The organism is Pseudomonas sp. SO81 (genome assembly GCF_030374125.1).
GTDB lineage: Bacteria > Pseudomonadota > Gammaproteobacteria > Pseudomonadales > Pseudomonadaceae > Aquipseudomonas.
This window is the reverse complement of the sequence record NZ_CP126126.1, coordinates 521,955-544,042: the sequence shown is the minus strand read 5'-3', so window position 1 is coordinate 544,042 and position 22,088 is coordinate 521,955. Positions and strand designations below refer to the sequence as shown.

The following is a 22,088-nucleotide window of genomic DNA, read 5'->3' as shown; positions in this document are numbered from 1 at the left end:
GGCACATGCAAAGCATTCGATTGATGAGTTCGCTGCTGATCTGCCTGGTGGCAGGCCTGCTGGCGCTGCCCGTAGCGGCCGCCGAGCCGCAGGCGGAGGTCAGCGTCATGCCGGCCGCCAACACCGGCAGTATTCAGGTGCCGATCTACAAGTCGCGGGTGCTGAGTACCCGGGCCGCGGTGAAGCGCATCTCCGTGGGCAATCCGGAGATCGCCGACATCCTCATCACCAGCCCGCGCCAGCTGTATCTGCTGGGCCGCTCGCTGGGCAGCACCAACGTGCTGTTATGGGACGGCAACAACAAGCTGATCGACAGCCTCGACCTGGACGTGGTGCATGACCTGGGCGGCCTCAAGAGCAAGCTGTACCAACTGCTGCCCAATGAGAACATCGAGGTATTCAGCGCCCAGGGCGCCCTGGTTCTGCGCGGCCAGGTGAGCAGCGCGGCGGCGATGGACTCGGCGATGAAGATCGCCAAGAGCTACGCCGCCCAGAGCACCAGCATCGCTCAGGGTGAAGGCGAGAAGGCCGAGGCCGGCCCCAGCGACTCGCTGGAAGTGGTCAACCTGATGACCGTCGGTGGCGGCCAGCAGGTGATGCTCGAGGTCAAGGTGGCCGAGATGCAGCGCAACCTGGTCAAGCGCCTGGGTGTGAACTTCCTGGCTCTCGGCTCGGCCGGCAACTGGGACCTCGGCTCCTTCAACGGCGGCTCTTCCATCGCCGACAACGGTCTGCTACGTGACAGCAAAGGATTCCTGGCGCAGTTCGCTTCCGGCAGCTTCCTCTTTGACGTGGTGCTCGAAGCGGCCAAGGACGACGGCTCGGCCAAGGTGCTGGCCGAACCCACCCTGGTAACCCTCACCGGGCAGCAGGCCGAGTTCATTTCCGGCGGCGAATTCCCGGTGCCGATCACCGAGGACGACGGCATCACCATCGAGTACAAGGAGTTCGGCGTCGGCGTGCGCTTCCTGCCGGTGGTGCTGGATGCCGGGCGCATCAACCTCAACCTCAACGTCGAGGTCAGCGAGATCTCCAACGCCAATGCCCTGGTGCTGGACACCGGCCTGGAGACCCCGCTGGGCGATGGCGTGGGCCAGGTCATCCCGTCGCTGACCAAGCGCAGCGCGCAGTCGACCGTAGAGCTGGGCGACGGCCAGACCATCGCCATCGCCGGCCTGATCAACGAGAGCACCCGCGACCTGGTCAGCCGCTTTCCCGGCCTGGGCGACATCGCGGTGATCGGTCACCTGTTCCGCAGCCAGGAGTTCATCAAGGGCGAGACCGAGCTGGTGATCCTGGTTACCCCGCACATCGCCAAACCGGTGGACGCCAAGCTGGTGCGCCTGCCCACCGAGCGCTTCGTCGAGCCGGGCGACATGGACTTCTACCTGCTGGGCAAGACCAAGGGCGACCAGCCCGGTCGCGCGGTGCCGGTCAGCCTGGGTGTGACCGGCAGCAGCTTCGGCCATGACCTCAAGTGATGGAGGCGAGACGATGAAGACGCTGATGATGCTGATACCGCTGGTGCTGCTGCCGGCTGGCTGCATGACCTATGACGAGGGTCGGGTCGGCGAGCTGGGGGACACGGTGTACGCCACCCACTACGAACAGATCGCCGACAAGCAGCGGGCCGCCAACCCCGGCACAGAGCCTGCCGCCGACGGTACCGACGGACCGCTGACCGAGAAGGTACTGGAGGGCTATCGCGGCAAGACCAGCGATGCCCGTCAGGTCGGTCAGCCGATCCAGATCAACATCGAGTAGAGGTGCCCGGTCATGATCCCCCGCACGCCGCGCCGCCATCACGGGTTGCCGCAACGCCAGCGGGGCGCGGTACTGGTACTGATCGTCATCGCCCTGGTGTCGATCCTGATGATGGCTGCCCTGGCCCTGGACGGCAGTCATATGCTGGTCAACAAGACTCGCCTGCAGAACGCCGTCGATGCGGCCGCGCTGAGCGGTGCGCGGACCCTCAGCGAAATGTCCGGTGGCAACATGAACGTGGCGGCCGATGCGGCGCGCACCGAGGCCCTGCGGGTGCTGGACCTGAATGCCGCGGCGCCGGGCAATGGCGAGCTGGCCGGCGTCAGCGGGCTGGCCCTGGTGCAGTTCGCCGACAGCGTCTACGGTCCTTTCGACTCGCTGGCCTCGGCCAATGCCCGCTACGTGCGGGTCACGGTGGCGGACATGCCGCTGGCAGGCTTCTTCTGGGGTGTGCTGCAGGCCTTCGGCAACGACATCGAGAAGGCCGTGGCGGCCATCGCCACCGCCGGCCCAAGCCCGACCAACCCGTGCGACCTGGCGCCAGTGATGGTCTGTGGCCAGTCGGTGCCTGGCACCTTCTTCGGCTTCACCTTCGGTCAGCTGCAGGTACTCAAATCAGCTTCCCACCAGAATGCCGACATCGGTCCGGGCAACTTCCAGCTGCTGGACTTCGGCTCCGGTGGCAAGACGGTGCGCGAGCTGATGGCCGGCGGCGGCGCCATCTGTCCGGAAGTGGGCGACAACGTGCAGACCAAGCCCGGCAGCACGGTCGGTCCGGCTTTGCAGGGGCTGGACATGCGTTTCGGCGAACAGTCCGGCGGCAACCTGGATGCCAGTCAGTATCCGCCGGACCTGGTGACGACCTACAGCCAGGTCTCCAACAAGGGCGCGCTCAGCCTCGACTCCGGCGGCGGCATTGTCTACGGCGCTACCGGCAGTGGTAGTGGTGGTGGCGGAAACGGCAATGGCGGCGGAGGCAAGGGCAATGGCAACGGTGGAGGAAGCACCGGCAGCGGCGGTGAGGCCGTGTCCGCCGACTCCGATGGCTACATCACCACAGCCAGCGGCATCGATGTATTCGATTACAACGACTGGCGGCAGGACACCGCCGATTGCCTGGCCGGCGGTGGCGGCTGCCAGAGCAACGGCGTTGCCGAGAGACGCGTCCTGCGGGTAGTGATCGGGCAGTGCTCGGGCACCGACAGTGGCACCAGCCAGATTCCGGTGTTGGGTTTTGGCTGCTACTTCGTGCTGCAGCCGACCGGCAACGGCAATAACGCCAACATCTTCGGCCAGTTCGTTCGCGAGTGCGCCAGCGACGGCGTACCCGGCCCGGACCCAGCCGGCTCATACGGCCCGCAGATCATCCAGCTGTACAAGACCTATCTCGACAGCGGCGATCCGAGTACCGATTCCTGAGGGGCATGGCCATGATCCAGGCGAGGGTAAACAGCGGCAGGCAGGGCGGGGTGGCGATGGTCGAGTTCGCCGTGACCCTGCCGTTGCTGCTTCTGCTGCTGCTCGGCATTGGTGAGTTCGGACGCATGCTGTTCCAATACAACAGCCTGCTGCAGGCCAGTCGCGACGCCGGCCGCTATGCCGCAAGCCAGGCCTGGGACGCCACCCTGGGCAAGGTGGAGCTGGGCAGCACGCTGCAGACCGAGATCAAGAACGTCGCCGTGTATGGCGTGCCTTCGTCCACGGCCGGCTTCGGCGTGCTGGTGCCGTGCCTCACGGTTGACGACGTGGCGGTCAGCGCGCCGGACAGCGAGCACGTGCAGGTCAGCATCAATTTCGCCTTCCGCTCGATCCTCGGCAATCTCGGGGGGGATGGCTGCACGGCCGCCGCGGCGAGCCTGCCGAACCTGTTCGGCGATCCGATTCCGCTGGCACTGACGTTGACCAGTTCCGTCGTGATGAGGGCCCTGTGATGAAGCGGCAGATGCACGGGGTCTACGTGGTCGAGTTCGCCATCATCGGCGTGCTGCTGTTCGTGATGCTGTTCGGTGTGCTGGAGATGGGGCGCCTGTATTTCACCGTCAACACCCTCAACGAGACGGTGCGCCGTGGCGCGCGGCTGGCCGCGGTGTGCGACCCGACCCAGCCCACCGAGGTGGAGAAGATCCTGCGTCGGGCGATTTTCAACGACATTACCGACAGCGGTGCCAGCAACCTGGTTGCGGGTCTGGAAACCGCCGACCTGACCCTGACCTATCTGGATGCCGATGGTGCGCAGGTGCTCACGCCCAGCGATACCACCGGCAGCGACGGTTTTCGCGCCATCCGCTATGTGCAGCTGCGGGTGGACAATTTTCCCTTCGACCTGTTGATCCCCGTGTTCGGCCAGTCGCTGACCCTGCCCAGCTTCCGCGCGATCCTGCCGCGCGAGAGCCTGGGTCGCCACGCCGAGGACGGGGTTTCGCCGGAGATCACGCCATGTTGAAGCACAGTGATAGCCGCGCTACGCCCGGCACCGGTCATGGTCCTCGGCTGCTGATCAGCAGTCGCGACCCCCGGGCGCTGGCCCGCATGCAGGAGATCAGCCAGCGCCTGCCTGGCTTGCAGGTGGTCACCCGGCTGGTCAGCAACGGCCATACCGACCCGCTCTACGGGCTGGAGGAGATGCCGGACTTCCTCCTGCTCTGGGTCAGCCACCTGTGGCGAGAGGAGCTGGACGCGCTGCTGCAGCGGCCGGTGCATGAGCGGCCGCCGCTGCTGATCTGCGGTGCGCTTGAGGAGCGCGAGGGCATGCGCATGGCGATGCAGGCCGGCGCGCGCGACTATCTGCCCGACGCGGTGGTCGAGGCCGAGCTGCTCGGCGCCCTGCAGCGCATGTTGCGCGAGAGCCATGTCAGCCCGGGGGGCGGTGGCAAGCTGGTGGCGGTGATGAATGCCAAGGGTGGTTCGGGCGCCACCATGCTGGCCTGCAATCTGGCTCATCAACTGAGCGCCAGTGGTGCCAGTACGCTGCTGCTCGATCTCGACCTGCAGTTCGGTAGCGTGGCGCACAGTCTGGATATCGCCCCGACCCACAGTCATGTGGAAGTGATGCAGCAGGTCGACGGCCTCGACAGCGTGGCCTTGCGCGGCTTCTGCAGCCACTTCAGCCCGACCCTGCACGTGCTTGGCGGGCGCTCCAGCGACCTGTGCCTGGCTCAGGACGTTCACCTGGAACACCTGGAGGCGCTGCTGCAGCTGGCGCGCAGCAGCTACGACTGGGTGGTGGTGGATCTGCCGCGGCAGATCGACCACCTCACCGGCGTCACCTTGGAGCAGGCCGACCACTGCTACATCCTGCTGCAGCAGAGCCTCAGTCATCTCAAGGATGCCAGCCGGCTGATGCAGATTCTGCGCAACGACTTGGGCGTGCAGGGCAACCGCCTGCACGTGGTGGTCAATCGCTACAGCAAGACCGCGCCCATCACCCTGCAGGACATCGGCGAAGCATTGCGCTGCCCGGACCTGCAGAAACTGCCGAACGACTTCGCCGCCGTCAGCGAGAGCCAGAACAGCGGCATCCCGCTCGAGCTGCATGCCCCGCGCGCGCCGATCACCCTGGCCCTGCGCAGCCTCAGGCAGGAGCTGGCGGGTAATGACGTCGACGAGGAGGGCCTGTTCAAACGCACCTTCAGCCGCCTGTTCCGGGGGTAGCCATGCTCAGCGAATTCCGCAATCGCCTGCGCCAGCAGGCCAAGCCCAAGGATGCCGGGAACGCGGAGGGCGAGGGCGCTCCGGTGGTCATGGGCTGGGAGGTGGCGGCGCCGGCCGAGCTGTACGAGACCCGCACCCAGCTCAACCCGGTGGAGACCGAGTGGCGCGAGAAGATCTACCAGCAGCTGCTCAAGGTCATGGACCTGTCGCTGCTCGACTCGCTGGAGCCGGCCGAGGCGGCCCGGCAGATCCGCGAGATCTGCCAGCGCCTGCTCGACGAGCACTCGGCGCCGGTCTCCACCACCAGCCGCCAGCTGATCATCAAGCAGATCGGCGACGAGGTCCTCGGCCTGGGGCCGCTGGAGCCGCTGCTGGCCGACCACAGCGTGTCGGACATCCTGGTCAACGGCCATGCCTCGGTCTACGTCGAGCGCTTCGGCAAGCTGCAGCGCACCGACGTGCGCTTTCGTGACGATCACCACCTGCTCAACATCATCGACCGCATCGTCTCCAGCCTGGGCCGGCGCATCGACGAGTCCTCGCCGCTGGTGGACGCACGTCTGAAGGACGGCTCGCGGGTCAACGCTATTATTCCGCCGCTGGCCATCGACGGCCCCAGCCTGTCGATCCGCCGCTTCGCCGTGGACTTGTTGAATGCCGAGAGCCTGGTGCAGATGGGCACCATCACTCCGGCCATCGCCCTGATGCTCAAGGCCATCGTCCGCGGCCGTCTGAACGTGCTGGTGTCCGGCGGTACCGGCACCGGCAAGACCACCATGCTCAACGTGCTGTCCAGCTTCATCCCGGACAACGAGCGCATCGTCACCATCGAGGACTCCGCCGAGCTGCAGCTGCAGCAACCACACGTGGTGCGCCTGGAGACCCGGCCGCCGAACATCGAGGGCCGCGGCGAGGTGAACCAGCGCGAGCTGGTGCGCAACAGCCTGCGCATGCGCCCGGACCGCATCGTCATCGGCGAGGTGCGCGGCGCCGAGGCGATGGACATGCTGACCGCGATGAACACCGGCCACGATGGCTCGCTGACCACCATCCACGCCAACACCCCGCGCGATGCCCTGGGGCGCATCGAGAACATGGTCTCCATGACCGGCGCGACCTTCCCGATGAAGGCGCTGCGCCAGCAGATCGCCTCGGCCATCGACGTGGTCGTGCAGCTGGAACGCCAGGAGGACGGCAAGCGCCGCCTGGTCAGCGTGCAGGAGATCAACGGCATGGAGGGCGAGGTGGTGACCATGACCGAGATCTTCTCCTTCGAGCGCCGCGGCATGGGCGAGCACGGCGAGGTGCTCGGCGAGTTCCGTCCCAGCGGCATGGTGCCGGCCTTCCGCGATGCGCTGGCCAAGCGCGGCATCGAGCTGCCGCTGGGCCTGTTCCGGCCCGACTGGATGGAGACGCTGCAGTCATGAACCAGATCCCCACCGAGTACGTCTTCGCCTTCCTCGGCATGGTGTTCACCGCCGCTTTCCTGCTCAGCCAGGGCGTGGTGGTGCCGGTGTTCGGCGAAGCCGGGCGCATGCGCAAACGCATCCGCTCGCGCCTGCACCTGCTGGAGAGTGCCAACCATCTGCCGAACATGCAGACCGTGCTGCGGCAGAAGTACCTCAAGCGCCTCTCGCCGCTCGAGGCCGGGCTGGAGCAGCTGCCCTGGTTCGAGAAACTGGCGCAGATGATCGAGCAGGCCGGGCATGACTACCGCGCCTACCGCGTCGTGCTGCTGGCACTGCTGCTCGGGCTGCTGGTCGCCGGCGGCACCTGGCTGGCGCTGAAGCTGTGGTGGGCCGCGCTGATCCTGGGTTGCATGGCCGCCTGCGTGCCGTTCCTGAAGATCGCCAGCGACCGCGCCCAGCGCTTCTCCGCCTTCGAGGAGGGCCTGCCGGATGCCCTGGACGCCATGTGCCGCGCGCTGCGCGCGGGCCATCCGTTCAACGAGACCCTGCGTCTGGTGGCCGAGGAGCACAAGGGGCCGGTGGCGCAGGAGTTCGGCCTGACCTTCGCCGACATCAACTACGGCAACGACGTACGCCGTGCCATGCTCGGCCTGCTCGAACGCATGCCGAGCATGACGGTGATGATGCTGGTCACCACCATCCTCATCCACCGCGAGAGCGGCGGCAATCTGACCGAGGTGCTGGAGCGCATCAGTGCGCTGATCCGCGGGCGCTTCCGCTTCCAGCGCAAGGTCAAGACCCTGTCGGCCGAGGGGCGCATGTCGGCCTGGGTGCTGGTGGCCATTCCCTTCGTGCTGGCCGGCGCCATTGCCGCCACCACGCCGCAGTACATGCCGCTGCTGGTCAAGGACGAGTTCGGCCAGAAACTGGTGATCGCGGCATTCATCGCCATGCTGCTGGGCGTCCTGTGGATTCGCAGGATCATCCGTATCGACGTGTAGGAGACCGCCATGGACTACCTGCTGGGGTTGCTCAATCAGCTGGTCGGTGACCAGGCCCTGGCCCGCCTGCTGTTCATCGGCGGCATCGGGCTCAGCGCGGTGCTGCTGGCGATCACCCTGGCGCTGCTACTGCTGGGTCTGCAGGACCCGGTGCAGCGGCGCCTCGGCATGATCAAGCGTGGCCATGGTGGGCGCACGGCCGAGATGGCCGCGCCGGGCAACCTGCAGCTGTTGCTGGAGAGCGTCGGCCAGCGCTTCGTGGCCGACGACCGCCACCGCGATTCGCCGACCCGCCAGCTGCTGACCCATGCCGGTTACCGCTCGAGTTCCGCCGTGCAGGTCTACTGGGCCATCCGCCTGCTGCTGCCGGCGATGATGCTGATCGCCGTGCTGCTGGCGTTGCCGATGCTCTCCAAGCTGTCGCTCAGCGTCGGCTTCATGCTCGCCGGCGGGGCCGTGGCCATCGGCTGGCTGGCGCCGGCCATCTATGTGGACAAGCGCAAGAACGGGCGCATGCATCGCCTGCGCGTGGCCTTTCCGGATGCCCTGGACCTGATGGTGGTGTGCGTGGAGTCGGGCTTGGCCTTGCCCCAGGCCATGGAGCGGGTGGCCGAGGAGATGCTGGTCAGCCAGCCGGAGCTGGCCGAGGAGCTGGCCCTGGTGAATGCGGAGATCCGCGCCGGCGTGCCCAACACCCAGGCGCTCAAGCACCTGGCCGAGCGCACCGGGCTGGAGGATGTACAGGGACTGGTCAGCCTGCTGGCACAGAGCATCCGCTTCGGCACCAGCGTGGCGGACACCCTGCGTGTCTATGCGGAGGAGTTCCGCGATCGCCGTACCCAGGCGGCGGAGGAGCAGGCGGCAAAGATCGGCACCAAGCTGGTCTTCCCGTTGATTCTCTGCCTCTGGCCGAGCTTTTTCCTGGTTGCAATAGGCCCCGTGATCATCGGGATTCTGAGAACGTTCGGGAAGCTATGAGATGAACAGGAACATTCTGCTGTTGGCCATCATGGCCGCGCTGACCGGTTGCCAGAGCACGGGGCCGATCCTGAGCAAGGACAACTCCATCTACAGCGGCCGCAACTCGGTGCTCTACCAAGTGCAGGAGCAGGCCAGCTCGCCGGAGCAGGCCATGCAGATGGGTGCCATGGCCTACCGCGCCGGCGCCTTCGACCAGGCGCTTTACCAGTACCTGCGCGCCATCGAGCTGGATCCGAACAGTTACGACGCGTTGGTCTGGGTCGGCCGCATCCACCGCGAGCGCGGCAACGAGCACCTGGCCGAGCTGGCCTTCTCCGATGTGCTGCGCAGTGATCCCGACAACGCCATGGCTCTGGCCGAGATGGGGCTGCTGCAGCTGGCCATGCGTCGCCCTGGTGATGCCCGCGAGATGCTCGGCAAGGCGCTGGCGGCCGATCAGAAGCGCCTGGGTGGCTCCGCTGCGCAGGCGCCGAACGGGCTCAAGGTAGACGCTTCGTCGCCGCTGCGGGTGTACAACGGCCTGGGTGTGTTGGCCGACCTGGACAACGACTTCGCCCGTGCGGCGCAGTACTACGGTCTGGCCCGGCAGATCGAACCGCGCTCGCCGCTGGTAGCCAATAGCCAGGCCTATTCCGCCTATCTCGCAGGGAACTGGGCCGAGGCGGAAACCTTGTATCGGCAGGGCATCAGTTTCGACGGACGCTACGAGCCGCTGTGGCGCAACTACGGCCTGCTGCTGGCGCGCATGGGTCGCTACGAGCAGGCGCTATCGACCTTCGAGCAGGTCGAGGGACGCGCCGAGGCGAGCAATGACGTGGGTTACATCTGCCTGATCGAAGGCAAGCTGGATGTCGCCGAGCAGTTCTTCCGTAGCGCCATCGACCAGTCGCCGGCGCACTTCGAGATGGCCTGGGAGAACCTGCGGCGCGTCGAGCAGATCCGCCGTCTGCGCCAGGACGGGGTAGGGCAGGAGGGTGCTGCGGTGGAGGCCTTCGCCGTGGTCCCTCGCGAGAAACTGCAGGCCACTCCATGAGTGGCCCGCGCTGGCCAGTCAGGCCTGATTGAGGGTGTCGGTCAGCGCCTTGGCCGGCACCAGCTTGATCGCTTTCTTCGCGGCGATCTGGATCGCCTTGCCGGTGGACGGGTTGCGGCCGGTGCGGGCCGGACGCTCATTGACCTTGAGCTTGCCGATGCCCGGCAGGCTGATCTCGCCATCGTTCTCCAGGGCATCCGCGACTATGTCGCTGAGCTGGGCGAGCAGGGCGCGCACGTCGCTCTTCTGCAGGTCGGTGGCTTCGGCGAGATCGGAAATCAGCTGGTCTTTGGTGATGGCCATGGGGCGCTCCGGTGGTGAGGTTTGGCCGGCAAGCTAGCACAAAGTGGCTTCGTCTTCTCGATCACTGCTCGCGCAACTGCGGGTCAGGTTTTTCCCCGAGGCAGGGCAGGCTAATCCATGGCCCGGGCGCGCTGGAATTCCCCTACGGCCAGTCGTGCGTCCAGTGTCTATGCTTGGTGGAATAACAATATTGCTGACGACCCCGCTGGAGCTTGCCATGTTGCGTCTATTTGCCGATCTCGGCTTCCGTTGGAAGATCGCCCTGCCCATTCTGCTGTTGGCCGTGTTGCTGGTGCTGATGGGTACGCTCGGCGTGTTGGGCATCGGCCAGGTGGCCGATTCCAGCACCCGTCTGACCAACCGCTACCTGCCCGCCATCAGCCTGCTGCTGAATGCCGATCGCGACCTTTACCAGGCCTTCGTCGCCGAGCGCAGTCTGCTCGACGAGGCGGCCAGCGAGCACGTCGATGCATTGAAGGCGGCCCATGCGGAAAACATCCAGCAGGCCTATGACCGGGTGCATAAGTTCGCCGACATGCAGCCGGGCGCCGAGGCGATGGCGCTGGTGAGCAAGTTCGACAGCGGCTTCGCCCAGTGGAAGGCGACCTCGGCCAAGGTCCTGGAGCTGGCCAGCAGCGATCCGGCTGCCGCCTCGCTGCTCAGCTATGGCGACAGCGAGGCGCAGTTCGAGGCCATGCGCGATGCCATCGACAAGCTCGGCGAGCTGGAGGATGGCGAGGCCAACAGCGAGGGTCTCAAGGCCATCGCCCTGGGTGAGGAGCGCAGCTGGCAGCAGGGCGGCATTACCGTGTTCGGTCTGCTGATCTGTGCCGTGCTGGTGCTGGGCTTCCCGGTGCTGGTGACCCGCCCGCTGCACAACCTGCTGCACCGCATCGAGCAGATCGCCGATGGTGACGGCGACCTGCGGGTGCGCCTGGATGTGCTGTCGCGCGACGAGCTGGGCAAGCTCAGCCATGCCTTCAACCGTTTCCTCGACAAGCTGCAGCCGCTGATCCGCGAGGTCGGCCGGGTCACTGGCGAGGTCGCCGACTCGGCGCAGACTCTGGCTGGGATGGCGGCGGCCAATGATCGCCTGATCAGCAGCGAGCACGCGGCGGTGGACCAGGTCAGCACCGCCGCCACCGAGATGAGCGCGGCAGTCCACGAAGTGGCGCGCAACGCGCAGAACGCCGCGGATGCTGCGCGTACTGCCGAGGTGCAGTCGCGCGAGGGCGCCGAGGTGGTCGGTGCGACCATCCATGCGATTCGCCAGTTGGCCCATGAGGTGGAGAGCGCCTCGGAAACCATCCAGACCCTGGAGCAGGAAACCGCCAACATCGGCGCCGTGCTGGCGGTGATCAAGGGCATTGCCGAACAGACCAATCTGCTGGCGCTGAATGCCGCCATCGAGGCGGCGCGGGCGGGCGAGCAGGGTCGCGGTTTCGCCGTGGTCGCCGACGAGGTGCGCGCCCTGGCTGCACGTACCCAGGACTCGACGAAGGATATCCAGCAGATGATCGAGCGCCTGCAGTCGGGCGTGCAGAACGCGGTCAAGGCCATGCATTCGGGTAGCGCCCAGGCCCGCGACAGCGTCGAGCGTGCCGCAGGGGTGGACGGCGCGTTGTCGGCCACCGGCGACTCGGTGGCGCGGATCAACGACATGGCCGCGCAGATCGCCAATGCCTGCGACGAGCAGAGCAGCGTGACCGAGGAGATCGCCCGCAATATCAGCGATATCCGCGACCTGTCCAACGAGGCGGCGCAGACGTCGGAGCAGAGCACCCAGGCCAGCGCCCGGCTGTCCGAGCTGTCGCACGGGCTGGCGCAGCTGGTCGGGCGGTTCCGTGTCTGAGCCGGTAGGGCGCGTCTAAGTGGTTGTAACTTCTCGGTTTGCCAGTACAATGGCGCGGCCCGTCGCCTGACGGGCTGCGTTATGGTGGTCCCATCGGTCCCCCCGCAACGATTACCCGTCAACCTGGTCAGGTCCGGAAGGAAGCAGCCACAGCGGGAACATCGTGTGCCGGGGTGTGGCTGGTGGGGCCGCCTCCATAATCCGCTTGGATTGTGTGCACTCTTCTTACTTCCCTTTTTTGCATCTGCGTTTGCCTGAATTGCGGCGATGACGCGCGCGTGGCCTACCCATTTGGCCGAGTAAGTCTAGAAATCGGATTATGTTGTTTTAATAACAAGATAAATCTGTTTTTACTGGCTTTGTCTTTGTTGTAGTCTGCTTCGGTTTGTATAAAAACAAGATATTCAGCCGGAGTCGATTCCATGCATCCGCGTGTTCTTGAAGTCACCGAGCGCCTGATCGAGCGCAGTCGCGCCACCCGCGCACGCTACCTGGCGATGATCCATGCGGCCGCCAGCGAAGGGCCCGTGCGCGGCAAGCTGCAGTGCGCCAACTTCGCCCACGGGGTTGCCGGTTGCGGCAGCGGCGACAAGCAGCGCCTGCGCCTGATGGACTCGGCCAACGTCGCCATCGTCACCGCCTACAACGACATGCTCTCGGCCCATCAGCCCTATGAGGTCTACCCCGAGCAGATCCGCCAGGCGCTGCGCGACATCGGCTCGGTCGGCCAGGTCGCCGGTGGCGTGCCGGCCATGTGCGATGGCGTGACCCAGGGCGAGCCGGGCATGGAGATCGGCATCGCCAGCCGCGAAGTGATCGCCATGTCCACCGCGGTGGCGCTGTCGCACAACATGTTCGATGCCGCCGTGTTTCTCGGCGTCTGCGACAAGATCGTCCCCGGTCTGCTGATGGGCGCGCTGCGTTTCGGCCACCTGCCGTCGCTGTTCATTCCTGCCGGGCCGATGCCTTCGGGGCTGTCGAACAAGGAAAAGGCCGATGTGCGCGAGCGCTATGCCGAGGGCAAGGCGACCCGCGATGAGCTGCTCGAGTCGGAGATGAAGGCTTATCACGCGCCGGGCACCTGCACCTTCTACGGCACCGCCAACACCAACCAGATGCTGATGGAAATGATGGGCCTGCACCTGCCGGGCTCGTCCTTTGTCAACCCGAACACAGCGCTGCGCGACGCCCTGACCGTTGAGGCGGCGCGCCAGGTCACCCGTCTGACCAGGCAGGGCGGCACCTTCCTGCCGCTGGGCGAGATCATCGACGAGCGCGTACTGGTCAACTCCATCGTTGCCCTGCACGCCACCGGCGGCTCGACCAACCATACCCTGCACATGCCGGCGATTGCCCAGGCGGCCGGTATCCAGCTGACCTGGCAGGACATGGCCGACCTGTCCGAGGTGGTGCCGACCCTGGCCCACGTCTATCCCAACGGTAAGGCCGACATCAATCATTTCCATGCCGCCGGCGGCGTGGCGTTCATGGTTCGCCAACTGCTGGATGCCGGGCTGCTGCACGAAGACGTCAACACCGTGATGGGCCGCGGCCTGCGCCGCTACACCCAGGAGCCGTTCCTCGAGGACGGCCAACTGGTGTGGCGGGAAGGGCGCAGCGAGAGTCTGGACGAGAGCATCCTGCGTCCGCTGGAGCGGCCGTTTTCCGCCGAGGGCGGCCTGCGCGTGATGGTCGGCAACCTCGGCCGCGGCGTGATGAAGGTCTCCGCCCTGGCGCGCGAGCACTGGGTGGTCGAGGCGCCGGCACGGGTGTTCCACGATCAGCAGGAACTGGCCGATGCCTTCAAGGCTGGCGAGCTCGAGCGCGATCTGGTGGCCGTCATGCGCTTCCAGGGCCCGCGCTTCAACGGCATGCCCGAGCTGCACAAGATGACGCCATTCCTGGCCGTGCTGCAGGATCGCGGCTTCAAGGTGGCGCTGGTCACCGACGGGCGCATGTCCGGTGCCTCGGGCAAGGTGCCGGCGGCGATCCATGTCTGCCCCGAGGCCTATGATGGTGGCCCGTTGGCGCGGGTGCGCGACGGTGACATGATTCGCGTCGATGGCGAGTCCGGCACCCTGCAGGTGCTGGTCGATCCCGCCGAGCTGGCCGCGCGCGAGCTGGCTACGCCGCCGGGTGGGCAGGGCGTGGGCTGCGGCCGCGAGCTGTTCGCCTTCATGCGCGCCTCGTTCAGTTCGGCCGAACAGGGCGCCAGTGCATTCACTTCGAATCTGGAGACGCTGCGTTGAAACTGGCCCTTGTAGGCGATATCGGCGGGACCAATGCGCGCTTCGCCCTGTGGCGCGACGAGCAGCTGGCGTCGGTGCGGGTGCTGGCGACTGCCGACTTCGCCACGCCGGAGCAGGCGATCGGCCGCTACCTCGATGACCTCGGCCTGGCGCCGGGCAGCATCGGCTCGGTGTGCCTGGCGGTGGCCGGGCCGGTGGGCGGCGAGCATTTCCGCTTTACCAACAACCACTGGCGACTGAGCCGTGGTGCCTTCTGCGAGGCGCTGCAGGTCGATGAACTGCTGCTGGTCAACGACTTCACCGCCATGGCCCTGGGCATGACCCGCGTGGCCGAGCACGAGCGGATACAGATCTGTCCCGGCGTGGCCGAGCCCGGTAGCCCGGCCGTGGTGATCGGCCCCGGCACCGGCCTGGGCGTCGGCACGCTACTGCCCCAGGGCGAAGGGCGCTGGCAGGCGCTGCCGGGCGAGGGCGGGCATGTCGACTTGCCCATCGGCAGCCCGCGCGAGGCGCAGCTGTGGCAGCAGCTGTTCAATCAGCTGGGTCATGTGCGCGCCGAGGATGTGCTCAGCGGCAACGGCCTGCTGCAGCTCTATCTGGCCATGTGCACGGTGGATGGCCATACGCCGCTGCTGAATTCCCCGGCGCAGATCACCGCCGCGGCGCTGGCGGGCGAGGCGCTGGCGGTGCAGGTGCTGGACCAGTTCTGTGCCTGGCTCGGCCGGGTAGCCGGCAACAACGTGCTGACCCTCGGCGCCCGTGGCGGCGTGTACATTGTCGGCGGTGTGGTGCCACGTTTCGCCGCGTTCTTCCAGGGCAGTGGCTTCCAGCGCGCCCTGTCCAGCAAGGGCTGCATGAGCGGATACTTCGAGGGTGTTCCGGTATGGCTGGTCACAGCCGAGTATCCTGGCCTGGAAGGTGCCGGCGTAGCGTTGCAGCAACACCGGTAAGATCGGCATTGCCTGGGTAACCCCAAAAGAACAAGGACGGCGGACGTGAGCCAAGCCGGAAAATCCATCCTCCTGGTCGATGACGACGAGGAAATCCGTGACCTGCTACAGGTCTATCTCAGTCGCGCCGGCTTCCAGGTGCGCGCCGTGGCCGATGGCGCGGCGTTCCGCCAGGCCCTGGGCGAAGCCATCACCGATCTGGTCATTCTCGACGTGATGCTGCCCGACGAGGACGGCTTCAGTCTGTGCCGCTGGATGCGTCAGCACCAGCGCTTCGCCCAGGTGCCGATCATCATGCTCACCGCCAGCTCCGACGAGGCCGACCGGGTCATCGGCCTGGAACTGGGCGCCGACGACTATCTGGGCAAGCCCTTCAGCCCGCGCGAGCTGCAGGCGCGGATCAAGGCGCTGCTGCGCCGTGCCGGTTTCGGTCAGGAGCGCGGTACGGCCGAGGTGCTGGCCTTCGACGAGTGGCGCCTGGACATGGTCAGCCACCGCCTGTTCCACCTCGATGGCGAGGAAGTGATTCTCTCCGGCGCCGACTTCGCTTTGCTCAAGCTGTTCCTCGATCACCCGCAGCAGATTCTCGACCGCGACACCATCGCCAACGCCACCCGTGGTCGCGAGGTGATGCCGCTGGAGCGCATCGTCGACATGGCGGTCAGCCGTCTGCGCCAGCGGTTGCGCGATACCGGCAAGGCGCCGCGGCTGATCCGCACCGTGCGCGGTTCCGGCTACCTGCTCGCGGCCAGCGTCACCGCGCATGCCGGCGCTGCGCTCTAGGTTGCGCCGGCTGCTGCCGGTACCGCGCTCGCTGCTCGGGCGCATGCTGCTGCTGACCCTGCTGGTGGTGCTGGTGGCGCAGGCGCTGTCGAGCCTGATCTGGGTCTCGCAACTGCGCGCCAGCCAGATGGACGGCCTGCTGACCAGCACGCGCAGCCTGGCTCATTCCATGTCTGCCAGCGTCAGCTACTTCCGCTCGTTGCCACTGGGCTTTCGGCCGATGGTGCTGGACCAGCTGCGCAGCATGGGCGGCACGCGCTTCTTCGTGTCGCTCAACGACAAGCCGCTGGACATGCAAGTGCTGCCTGAGACCCCGCGCAAGCGCGCGGTACTCGCCGAGGTCGACGCGGTGTTGCGGCAGAACCTGGGGCGCAACGTTGACCTGCTGGTGCAGTTCGTCAGCCCCGAGGACCTGCGCATCTTCAATGGCGAGCTGAAGCTCGACGAGGTGCCGCGCTCCTGGGCGCACTACGCGCTGAGCCTGGAACCGCTGAATCCGCCGGTATTGGTGACGCAGATCCGGATCGCGCCGAACGAATGGCTGTACCTGGCCTCGCTGATGCCGGCGCCTTACGTCAGCCTGGAGGATGAAGGCCTGCCGATGCAGCAGGTGTGGTTCATCTTCCTCACCAGCAGTTTCCTGCTGCTGTTCATCGGCATCCTCGTGCACTGGCAGAGCCGGCCGCTCAAGCGCCTGGCCTCGGCCGCGCGGGAGATGTCGCTGGGCGCCAGCGTCGAGCCGGTGGAGGAGGCGGGCGGCAGCGAGGTGGTGGAGGTCAGTCGGGCCTTCAACACCATGCGCGAGCGCATCAGCCGCTACCTGAGCGAGCGTAGCCAGCTGTTCAGCGCGATTTCCCATGACCTGCGCACGCCGATCACGCGCCTGCGCCTGCGCGTGGAGCTGCTCGAGGACGAGGCCCTGCAGGCCAAGTTCAGTCGTGACCTGGATGACCTGGAGCTGCTGGTCAAGGGCGCGCTGCAGTGCGTGAAGGACACCGATATCCACGAGAACATCGAGCAGGTCGATCTCAATCACCTGCTGCACGGCCTGATCGAGCCCTACCTGGGTAACGGCCAGGTCACCCTGCAAGGCGCGGCCCAAGACGGTTACCCGGGCAAACCGCTGGCCTTGCGGCGCTGCATCGGCAACCTGGTGGACAACGCGCTGAAGTACGGCCAGCGCGCGCATCTGCATATCGAGGACGACCGCACGGCCTTCGTCCTGCATGTGGATGACGAGGGGCCGGGCGTGCCCGAGCAGCGCCTGGAGCAGGTGTTCGAGCCGCATTTCCGCCTTGCCGGCCAGCAACAGGGCTACGGCCTGGGCCTGGGCATCGCGCGCAGCCTGGCGCACAGCCATGGCGGCGAGGTGACCCTGCAGAACCTGCGCGAGGGCGGCCTGCGGGTGACGCTGCGGCTGCCGCGCCTGGTGGCCTGATTTGCTTTGTTCTGGTCTGCGGCTGCGGCCGCCGGTTCTCTGTTCGATGCTGCCGCGCGGCCGCTACGCCGCCCGTTCTGTGCCGCGCATGGCCATATCATCTGCGCATGCCACCATCCGGATACAAATGCCGCGCTTATGTAACCGTTCGGTGACGTTCGCGCATCCCTTTGTTACCCGCCGCGAGAGGCGGCGTGGTTAGACTCCAATGCAAGCGCAAGCACCATGACTTGCACTGGCATAACAACAATAAAGGTACTTCCATGAACGCGATCTCCCGCCTGGCCGTTGTCGTTTCCCTCGCCTCGTTGTTCCCTCTTTCCGCCCTTGCCGGTGAAGTCGAAGTCCTGCACTGGTGGACCTCGGGTGGCGAAAAGCGCGCAGCCGATACGTTGCAGAAACTGGTCGAAGACAAGGGGCACACCTGGAAAGACTTCGCCGTTGCCGGTGGTGGTGGTGAAGCCGCCATGACCGTGCTGAAGACCCGCGCCGTGTCCGGCAACCCACCGTCCGCCGCGCAGATCAAGGGGCCGGATATCCAAGAGTGGGGCGAGCTGGGCCTGCTCACCGAGCTGGACGAGGTCGCCAGCGAAGGCAAGTGGGACAGCCTGCTGCCCAAGCAGGTCGCCAGCGTCATGAAGTACGACGATCACTACGTGGCCGTGCCGGTCAACGTGCACCGGGTCAACTGGCTGTGGATCAACCCCGAGGTGTTCAAGAAGGCCGGCGCCACGCCGCCGACCACCCTCGACGAATTCTTCGCCGCCGCCGACAAGCTCAAGGCCGCCGGTTTCATTCCGCTGGCCCACGGCGGCCAGCCCTGGCAGGACGGCACCGTGTTCGAGGACCTGGTGTTTGCCATCCTCGGTCCGCAGGGCTACCACAAGGCCTTCGTCGAGCAGGACAAGGCGACGCTGACCGGCGACAAGATGGTCGAAGTCTTCGCCACCCTGAAGAAGCTGCGCGGCTATATCGACGCCGATGCCGCCGGTCGCGACTGGAACACCGCCGCGGGCCTGGTGATCAACGGCAAGGCCGGCATGCAGATCATGGGCGACTGGGCCAAGAGCGAATGGACCGCCGCCGGCAAGGTCGCCGGTCAGGATTACCAGTGCCTGCCGTTCCCCGGCACCCAGGGCAGCTTCGCCTACAACATCGACTCCCTGGCGATGTTCAAGCTCAGCGACGAAGACAACCGCAAGGCGCAGAACGACCTGGCGCGCACCGTCATGTCGCCGGAGTTCCAGCAGTTCTTCAACCAGAACAAGGGCTCCATCCCGGTTCGCCTGGACCAGGACATGAGCAGCTTCGACAGCTGTGCCCAGCAGTCGATGAAGGACTTCAAGGAGGCCGCCGCCGGTGACGGCCTGCAGCCGAGCCTGGCCCACGGCATGGCCGCCTCCAGCTACGTGCAGGGTGCGGTGTTCGACGTGGTCACCAACTTCTTCAACGACCCGGCCGCCGACCCGAAGAAGGCCGCCCAGCAACTGGCTGCCGCCATCGAAGCGGTGCAGTAAGGCGCCTGCGGCCGTCACCTAGACGGCCGCTGTCGTAGGGCGGGCCCGGCCCGCCGTTTCCCTGGTTTTCGATTCCGGGTGCATGCCTCGCGGCATGCGCTGTGGGAACGGTCGCGCCGATTTTCTGCCGGCGCGCACCGGGTAGGGCGGGTGCAACCCGCGTTTTGAAATACCGATGGAGATGCGGGCTGCACCCGCCCTGCATCCGTGCCACGGAGTCACCCATGAGTTCTATCGCAGTTTTCGCCAAGGCATCGCCGTTCGATGCGCTGCAGCGCTGGCTACCCAAGCTGGTGCTGGCGCCGAGCGTGCTGATCGTACTGGTCGGCTTCTACGGCTACATCCTGTGGACCTTCCTGCTGTCCTTCACCAACTCGCGCTTCATGCCCAGCTACAAGTGGGTGGGCCTGCAGCAGTACGAGCGTCTGCTGGACAACGATCGCTGGTGGGTCGCCAGCCACAACCTGCTGGTGTTCGGCGGCCTGTTCATCGCCATCAGCCTGGTGCTCGGCGTGTTTCTCGCCGTGCTGCTGGACCAGCGCATCCGCCGCGAAGGCTTTATCCGCACCGTCTACCTGTACCCCATGGCGCTGTCGATGATCGTCACCGGCACGGCCTGGAAATGGCTGCTCAACCCTGGCCTGGGCCTGGACAAGCTGATGCGCGACTGGGGCTGGGAAGGCTTCCGCCTGGACTGGCTGGTGGACCCGGACCGGGTCGTCTACTGCCTGGTGATCGCCGCCGTGTGGCAGTCCTCGGGCTTCGTCATGGCGCTGTTCCTCGCCGGCCTGCGCGGTGTCGATCAGTCGATCATCCGCGCCGCCCAGGTCGATGGCGCCAGCCTGCCGACCATCTATCTGCGCATCGTTCTGCCGAGCCTGCGCCCGGTGTTCTTCAGCGCCCTGATGATCCTCGCCCACATCGCCATCAAGAGCTTCGACCTGGTGGCGGCGATGACGGCCGGCGGCCCCGGCTACTCCTCCGACCTGCCGGCGATGTTCATGTACGCCCACACCTTCACCCGCGGCCAGATGGGCCTCGGCGCGGCGAGCGCGATGCTGATGCTCGGTGCCGTGCTGGCGATCATCGTGCCGTACCTGTATTCCGAACTGAGGAACAAGCGCCATGACTAGCCTGGCCGGGAAACCTGCATTCAGCCTCAGCCGGGCAGCGGTCTACGCCACCCTGATCGTTGCCTGCGCGGTCTACCTGATCCCGCTGCTGGTGATGCTGCTGACCAGCTTCAAGACCCCCGACGACATCCGCACCGGCAACCTGCTGTCGCTGCCGGACGTGCTCACCCTGATCGGCTGGGTCAAGGCCTGGGACAGCGTCGGTGGCTACTTCTGGAACTCGGTGAAGATCGCCGTGCCGGCGGTACTGATCTCCACGCTGCTCGGCGCGCTCAACGGCTACGTGCTGTCGATGTGGCGCTTCAGGGGCTCGCAGCTGTTCTTCGGCCTGTTGCTGTTCGGCTGCTTCCTGCCGTTCCAGGTGGTGCTGCTGCCGGCGTCCTTTACCCTCGGCAAGTTCGGTCTGGCCAACACCACCGCCGGCCTGGTGCTGGTGCATGTGGTGTACGGCCTGGCCTTCACCACGCTGTTCTTCCGCAACTTCTACGTGAGCATCCCGGACGCCCTGGTGCGTGCGGCGCGCCTGGATGGCGCGGGGTTCTTCACCATCTTCGGGCGGATCCTGCTGCCCATGTCGGTGCCCACCATCATGGTCTGCCTGATCTGGCAGTTCACCCAGATCTGGAACGACTTCCTGTTCGGCGTGGTGTTCGCCAGCGGCGACAGCCAGCCCATCACCGTGGCCCTCAACAACCTAGTCAACACCAGCACCGGGGCCAAGGAATACAACGTCGACATGGCCGCCGCGATGATCGCCGGCCTGCCCACCCTGCTGGTCTACGTGCTGGCCGGCAAATATTTCCTGCGCGGGCTCACGGCCGGCGCCGTCAAAGGCTGAGGTAACAATCCATGGCAACCCTCGAACTGCGCAACGTCAACAAGTGCTATGGCAGCGGCCTGGCGGACACCCTCAAGGACATCGAACTGTCGATCGACTCGGGCGAGTTCCTGATCCTGGTCGGCCCGTCCGGCTGCGGCAAATCCACCCTGATGAACTGCATCGCCGGCCTGGAGGACATCAGCGGCGGTGCGATCCTGGTCGACGGCGCCGACATCAGCGGGCAGAGCCCCAAGGATCGCGACATCGCCATGGTGTTCCAGTCTTACGCGCTGTACCCGACCATGACCGTGCGCGACAACATCGCCTTCGGCCTGAAGATCCGCAAGATGGCGCCGGCCGACATCGAGGCCGAAGTGGCGCGGGTGGCCAAGCTGCTGCAGATCGAGCACCTGCTGATGCGCAAGCCCGGCCAGCTCTCCGGTGGCCAGCAGCAACGCGTGGCCATGGGCCGGGCGCTGGCGCGGCGGCCGAAGATCTATCTGTTCGACGAGCCGCTGTCGAACCTCGACGCCAAGCTGCGCGTGGAGATGCGCACCGAAATCAAGCTGATGCACCAGCGCCTGAAGACCACCACGGTCTACGTCACCCACGACCAGATCGAGGCCATGACCCTGGGCGACAAGGTGGCGGTGATGAAGGACGGGGTGATCCAGCAGTTCGGTACCCCGCAGCAGATCTACAACGACCCGGCCAACCTGTTCGTCGCCAGCTTCATCGGCTCGCCGCCGATGAACTTCATCCCGCTGCGCCTGCAGCGTCGCGACGGCCAGGTCTGGGGCCTACTCGACAGCGGCCAGGCCCGCTGCGAACTGCCGCTGGGCGCGCTGGAGGAGGGTATGGAGAGCCGCGAGGTGATCCTCGGCGTGCGCCCCGAGCAGATCCAGCTGGCCGGCGGCAGCGAGCTGCCCTCGATCCGCGCCGAGGTGGAAGTCACCGAGCCCACCGGGCCGGACACCCTGGTGTTCGTCAGCCTCAACCAGACCAAGGTCTGCTGCCGCCTGGCGCCCGATGCGGCGCCGCAGGTGGGCGACAGCCTGGTCCTGCAATTCGATCCCGACAAGACCCTGCTGTTCGACGCGCAAAGCGGCGAGCGGCTGGGCCTGCCGGGAAAGACCCGCGCCAGTGAACGCACGACTAACGTCGCGCGCTTCATCGGGCGCTAAAAACGCGGCCCGGGCGCGGG

20 protein-coding genes, 1 other RNA gene and 1 pseudogene are annotated in these 22,088 nt (G+C 66.4%); 21 read left to right on the top strand and 1 reads right to left on the bottom strand.

From position 1 onward, the window contains the following. Window positions 1-5: 5 nt before the first annotated feature. Genes OH686_RS02505 through OH686_RS02460 form a run of 10 tightly spaced genes read left to right on the top strand, consistent with a single transcriptional unit; the run spans window position 6 to window position 9,839 of the window. Entirely contained in the window at window positions 6-1,481 is a 1,476-nt protein-coding gene (locus tag OH686_RS02505) for a type II and III secretion system protein family protein (RefSeq protein ID WP_289536026.1), read from the top strand. 13 nt (window positions 1,482-1,494) lie between these two features. Then, window positions 1,495-1,764 carry a hypothetical protein gene (locus OH686_RS02500; RefSeq protein WP_137972892.1) on the top strand — a complete coding sequence of 90 codons (270 nt, stop codon included), beginning with the start codon at window positions 1,495-1,497 and terminating at the stop codon, window positions 1,762-1,764. A 12-nt stretch (window positions 1,765-1,776) separates the two neighbouring features. Next, window positions 1,777-3,183 (top strand): TadE/TadG family type IV pilus assembly protein, encoded by a 1,407-nt coding sequence (locus tag OH686_RS02495; protein WP_289536025.1) that lies wholly within the window; start codon window positions 1,777-1,779, stop codon window positions 3,181-3,183. An 11-nt stretch (window positions 3,184-3,194) separates the two neighbouring features. Next, entirely contained in the window at window positions 3,195-3,695 is a 501-nt protein-coding gene (locus tag OH686_RS02490) for a TadE/TadG family type IV pilus assembly protein (RefSeq protein WP_289538783.1), read from the top strand. Continuing rightward, the gene (locus OH686_RS02485; protein WP_137972894.1) at window positions 3,692-4,207 is read left to right on the top strand and encodes a TadE/TadG family type IV pilus assembly protein; all 516 of its coding nucleotides are present in this window, start codon (window positions 3,692-3,694) and stop codon (window positions 4,205-4,207) included. Before OH686_RS02490 ends, OH686_RS02485 begins: the two co-directional genes overlap by 4 nt. Continuing rightward, window positions 4,201-5,415: an AAA family ATPase gene (locus OH686_RS02480; RefSeq protein WP_289536024.1), complete on the top strand. Its 1,215-nt coding sequence runs from the start codon at window positions 4,201-4,203 to the stop codon at window positions 5,413-5,415. The genes OH686_RS02485 and OH686_RS02480 overlap by 7 nt, the downstream gene beginning before the upstream one ends. Window positions 5,416-5,417: 2 nt before the next feature. Further along, window positions 5,418-6,842, top strand: a complete 1,425-nt coding sequence (locus OH686_RS02475) for a TadA family conjugal transfer-associated ATPase (protein WP_137972896.1) — start codon at window positions 5,418-5,420, stop codon at window positions 6,840-6,842. Continuing rightward, window positions 6,839-7,825, top strand: coding sequence for a type II secretion system F family protein (locus tag OH686_RS02470; RefSeq protein ID WP_289536023.1), 987 nt, complete (start codon window positions 6,839-6,841; stop codon window positions 7,823-7,825). Before OH686_RS02475 ends, OH686_RS02470 begins: the two co-directional genes overlap by 4 nt. A gap of 9 nt (window positions 7,826-7,834) precedes the next feature. After that, window positions 7,835-8,803, top strand: a complete 969-nt coding sequence (locus OH686_RS02465; protein WP_289536022.1) for a type II secretion system F family protein — start codon at window positions 7,835-7,837, stop codon at window positions 8,801-8,803. A gap of 1 nt (window position 8,804) precedes the next feature. Then, window positions 8,805-9,839 carry a tetratricopeptide repeat protein gene (locus OH686_RS02460; RefSeq protein WP_289536021.1) on the top strand — a complete coding sequence of 345 codons (1,035 nt, stop codon included), beginning with the start codon at window positions 8,805-8,807 and terminating at the stop codon, window positions 9,837-9,839. A gap of 18 nt (window positions 9,840-9,857) precedes the next feature. On the opposite strand, the gene OH686_RS02455 is transcribed toward OH686_RS02460, so the two are convergent. After that, window positions 9,858-10,142, bottom strand: a complete 285-nt coding sequence (locus OH686_RS02455; protein ID WP_289536020.1) for an HU family DNA-binding protein — start codon at window positions 10,140-10,142, stop codon at window positions 9,858-9,860. A 169-nt stretch (window positions 10,143-10,311) separates the two neighbouring features. Here OH686_RS02455 and OH686_RS23305 point away from each other — a divergent pair. The 11 genes and pseudogenes from OH686_RS23305 to OH686_RS02405 all read left to right on the top strand — a co-directional run. Beyond that, window positions 10,312-11,136: pseudogene (locus OH686_RS23305) on the top strand (MCP four helix bundle domain-containing protein); the annotation flags it as partial. A 78-nt stretch (window positions 11,137-11,214) separates the two neighbouring features. Then, window positions 11,215-11,994 carry a methyl-accepting chemotaxis protein gene (locus tag OH686_RS23300; protein ID WP_371920126.1) on the top strand — a complete coding sequence of 260 codons (780 nt, stop codon included), beginning with the start codon at window positions 11,215-11,217 and terminating at the stop codon, window positions 11,992-11,994. A gap of 91 nt (window positions 11,995-12,085) precedes the next feature. Then, an RNA gene (gene ffs, locus OH686_RS02445) (signal recognition particle sRNA small type) lies at window positions 12,086-12,182 on the top strand. A gap of 234 nt (window positions 12,183-12,416) precedes the next feature. Further along, window positions 12,417-14,243: a phosphogluconate dehydratase gene (edd, locus tag OH686_RS02440; RefSeq protein WP_289536018.1), complete on the top strand. Its 1,827-nt coding sequence runs from the start codon at window positions 12,417-12,419 to the stop codon at window positions 14,241-14,243. Further along, window positions 14,240-15,193 (top strand): glucokinase, encoded by a 954-nt coding sequence (locus tag OH686_RS02435; RefSeq protein WP_289536017.1) that lies wholly within the window; start codon window positions 14,240-14,242, stop codon window positions 15,191-15,193. Before edd ends, OH686_RS02435 begins: the two co-directional genes overlap by 4 nt. Before the next feature lie 45 nt (window positions 15,194-15,238). Continuing rightward, the gene (locus OH686_RS02430) at window positions 15,239-15,976 is read left to right on the top strand and encodes a response regulator (protein WP_289536016.1); all 738 of its coding nucleotides are present in this window, start codon (window positions 15,239-15,241) and stop codon (window positions 15,974-15,976) included. Continuing rightward, window positions 15,957-17,414 (top strand): ATP-binding protein, encoded by a 1,458-nt coding sequence (locus OH686_RS02425; protein ID WP_289536015.1) that lies wholly within the window; start codon window positions 15,957-15,959, stop codon window positions 17,412-17,414. Before OH686_RS02430 ends, OH686_RS02425 begins: the two co-directional genes overlap by 20 nt. 263 nt (window positions 17,415-17,677) lie before the next feature. Further along, on the top strand, window positions 17,678-18,931 hold the full coding sequence (locus OH686_RS02420; protein WP_137972906.1) for an ABC transporter substrate-binding protein: 1,254 nt from the start codon (window positions 17,678-17,680) through the stop codon (window positions 18,929-18,931). A 224-nt stretch (window positions 18,932-19,155) separates the two neighbouring features. After that, window positions 19,156-20,064 carry a carbohydrate ABC transporter permease gene (locus OH686_RS02415; protein ID WP_137972907.1) on the top strand — a complete coding sequence of 303 codons (909 nt, stop codon included), beginning with the start codon at window positions 19,156-19,158 and terminating at the stop codon, window positions 20,062-20,064. Continuing rightward, window positions 20,057-20,902, top strand: coding sequence for a carbohydrate ABC transporter permease (locus OH686_RS02410; RefSeq protein ID WP_289536014.1), 846 nt, complete (start codon window positions 20,057-20,059; stop codon window positions 20,900-20,902). Before OH686_RS02415 ends, OH686_RS02410 begins: the two co-directional genes overlap by 8 nt. A gap of 11 nt (window positions 20,903-20,913) precedes the next feature. Continuing rightward, a complete protein-coding gene (locus OH686_RS02405) occupies window positions 20,914-22,068 on the top strand; it encodes an ABC transporter ATP-binding protein (RefSeq protein WP_289536013.1) in 1,155 nt (384 codons plus the stop codon). Window positions 22,069-22,088: the final 20 nt, after the last annotated feature.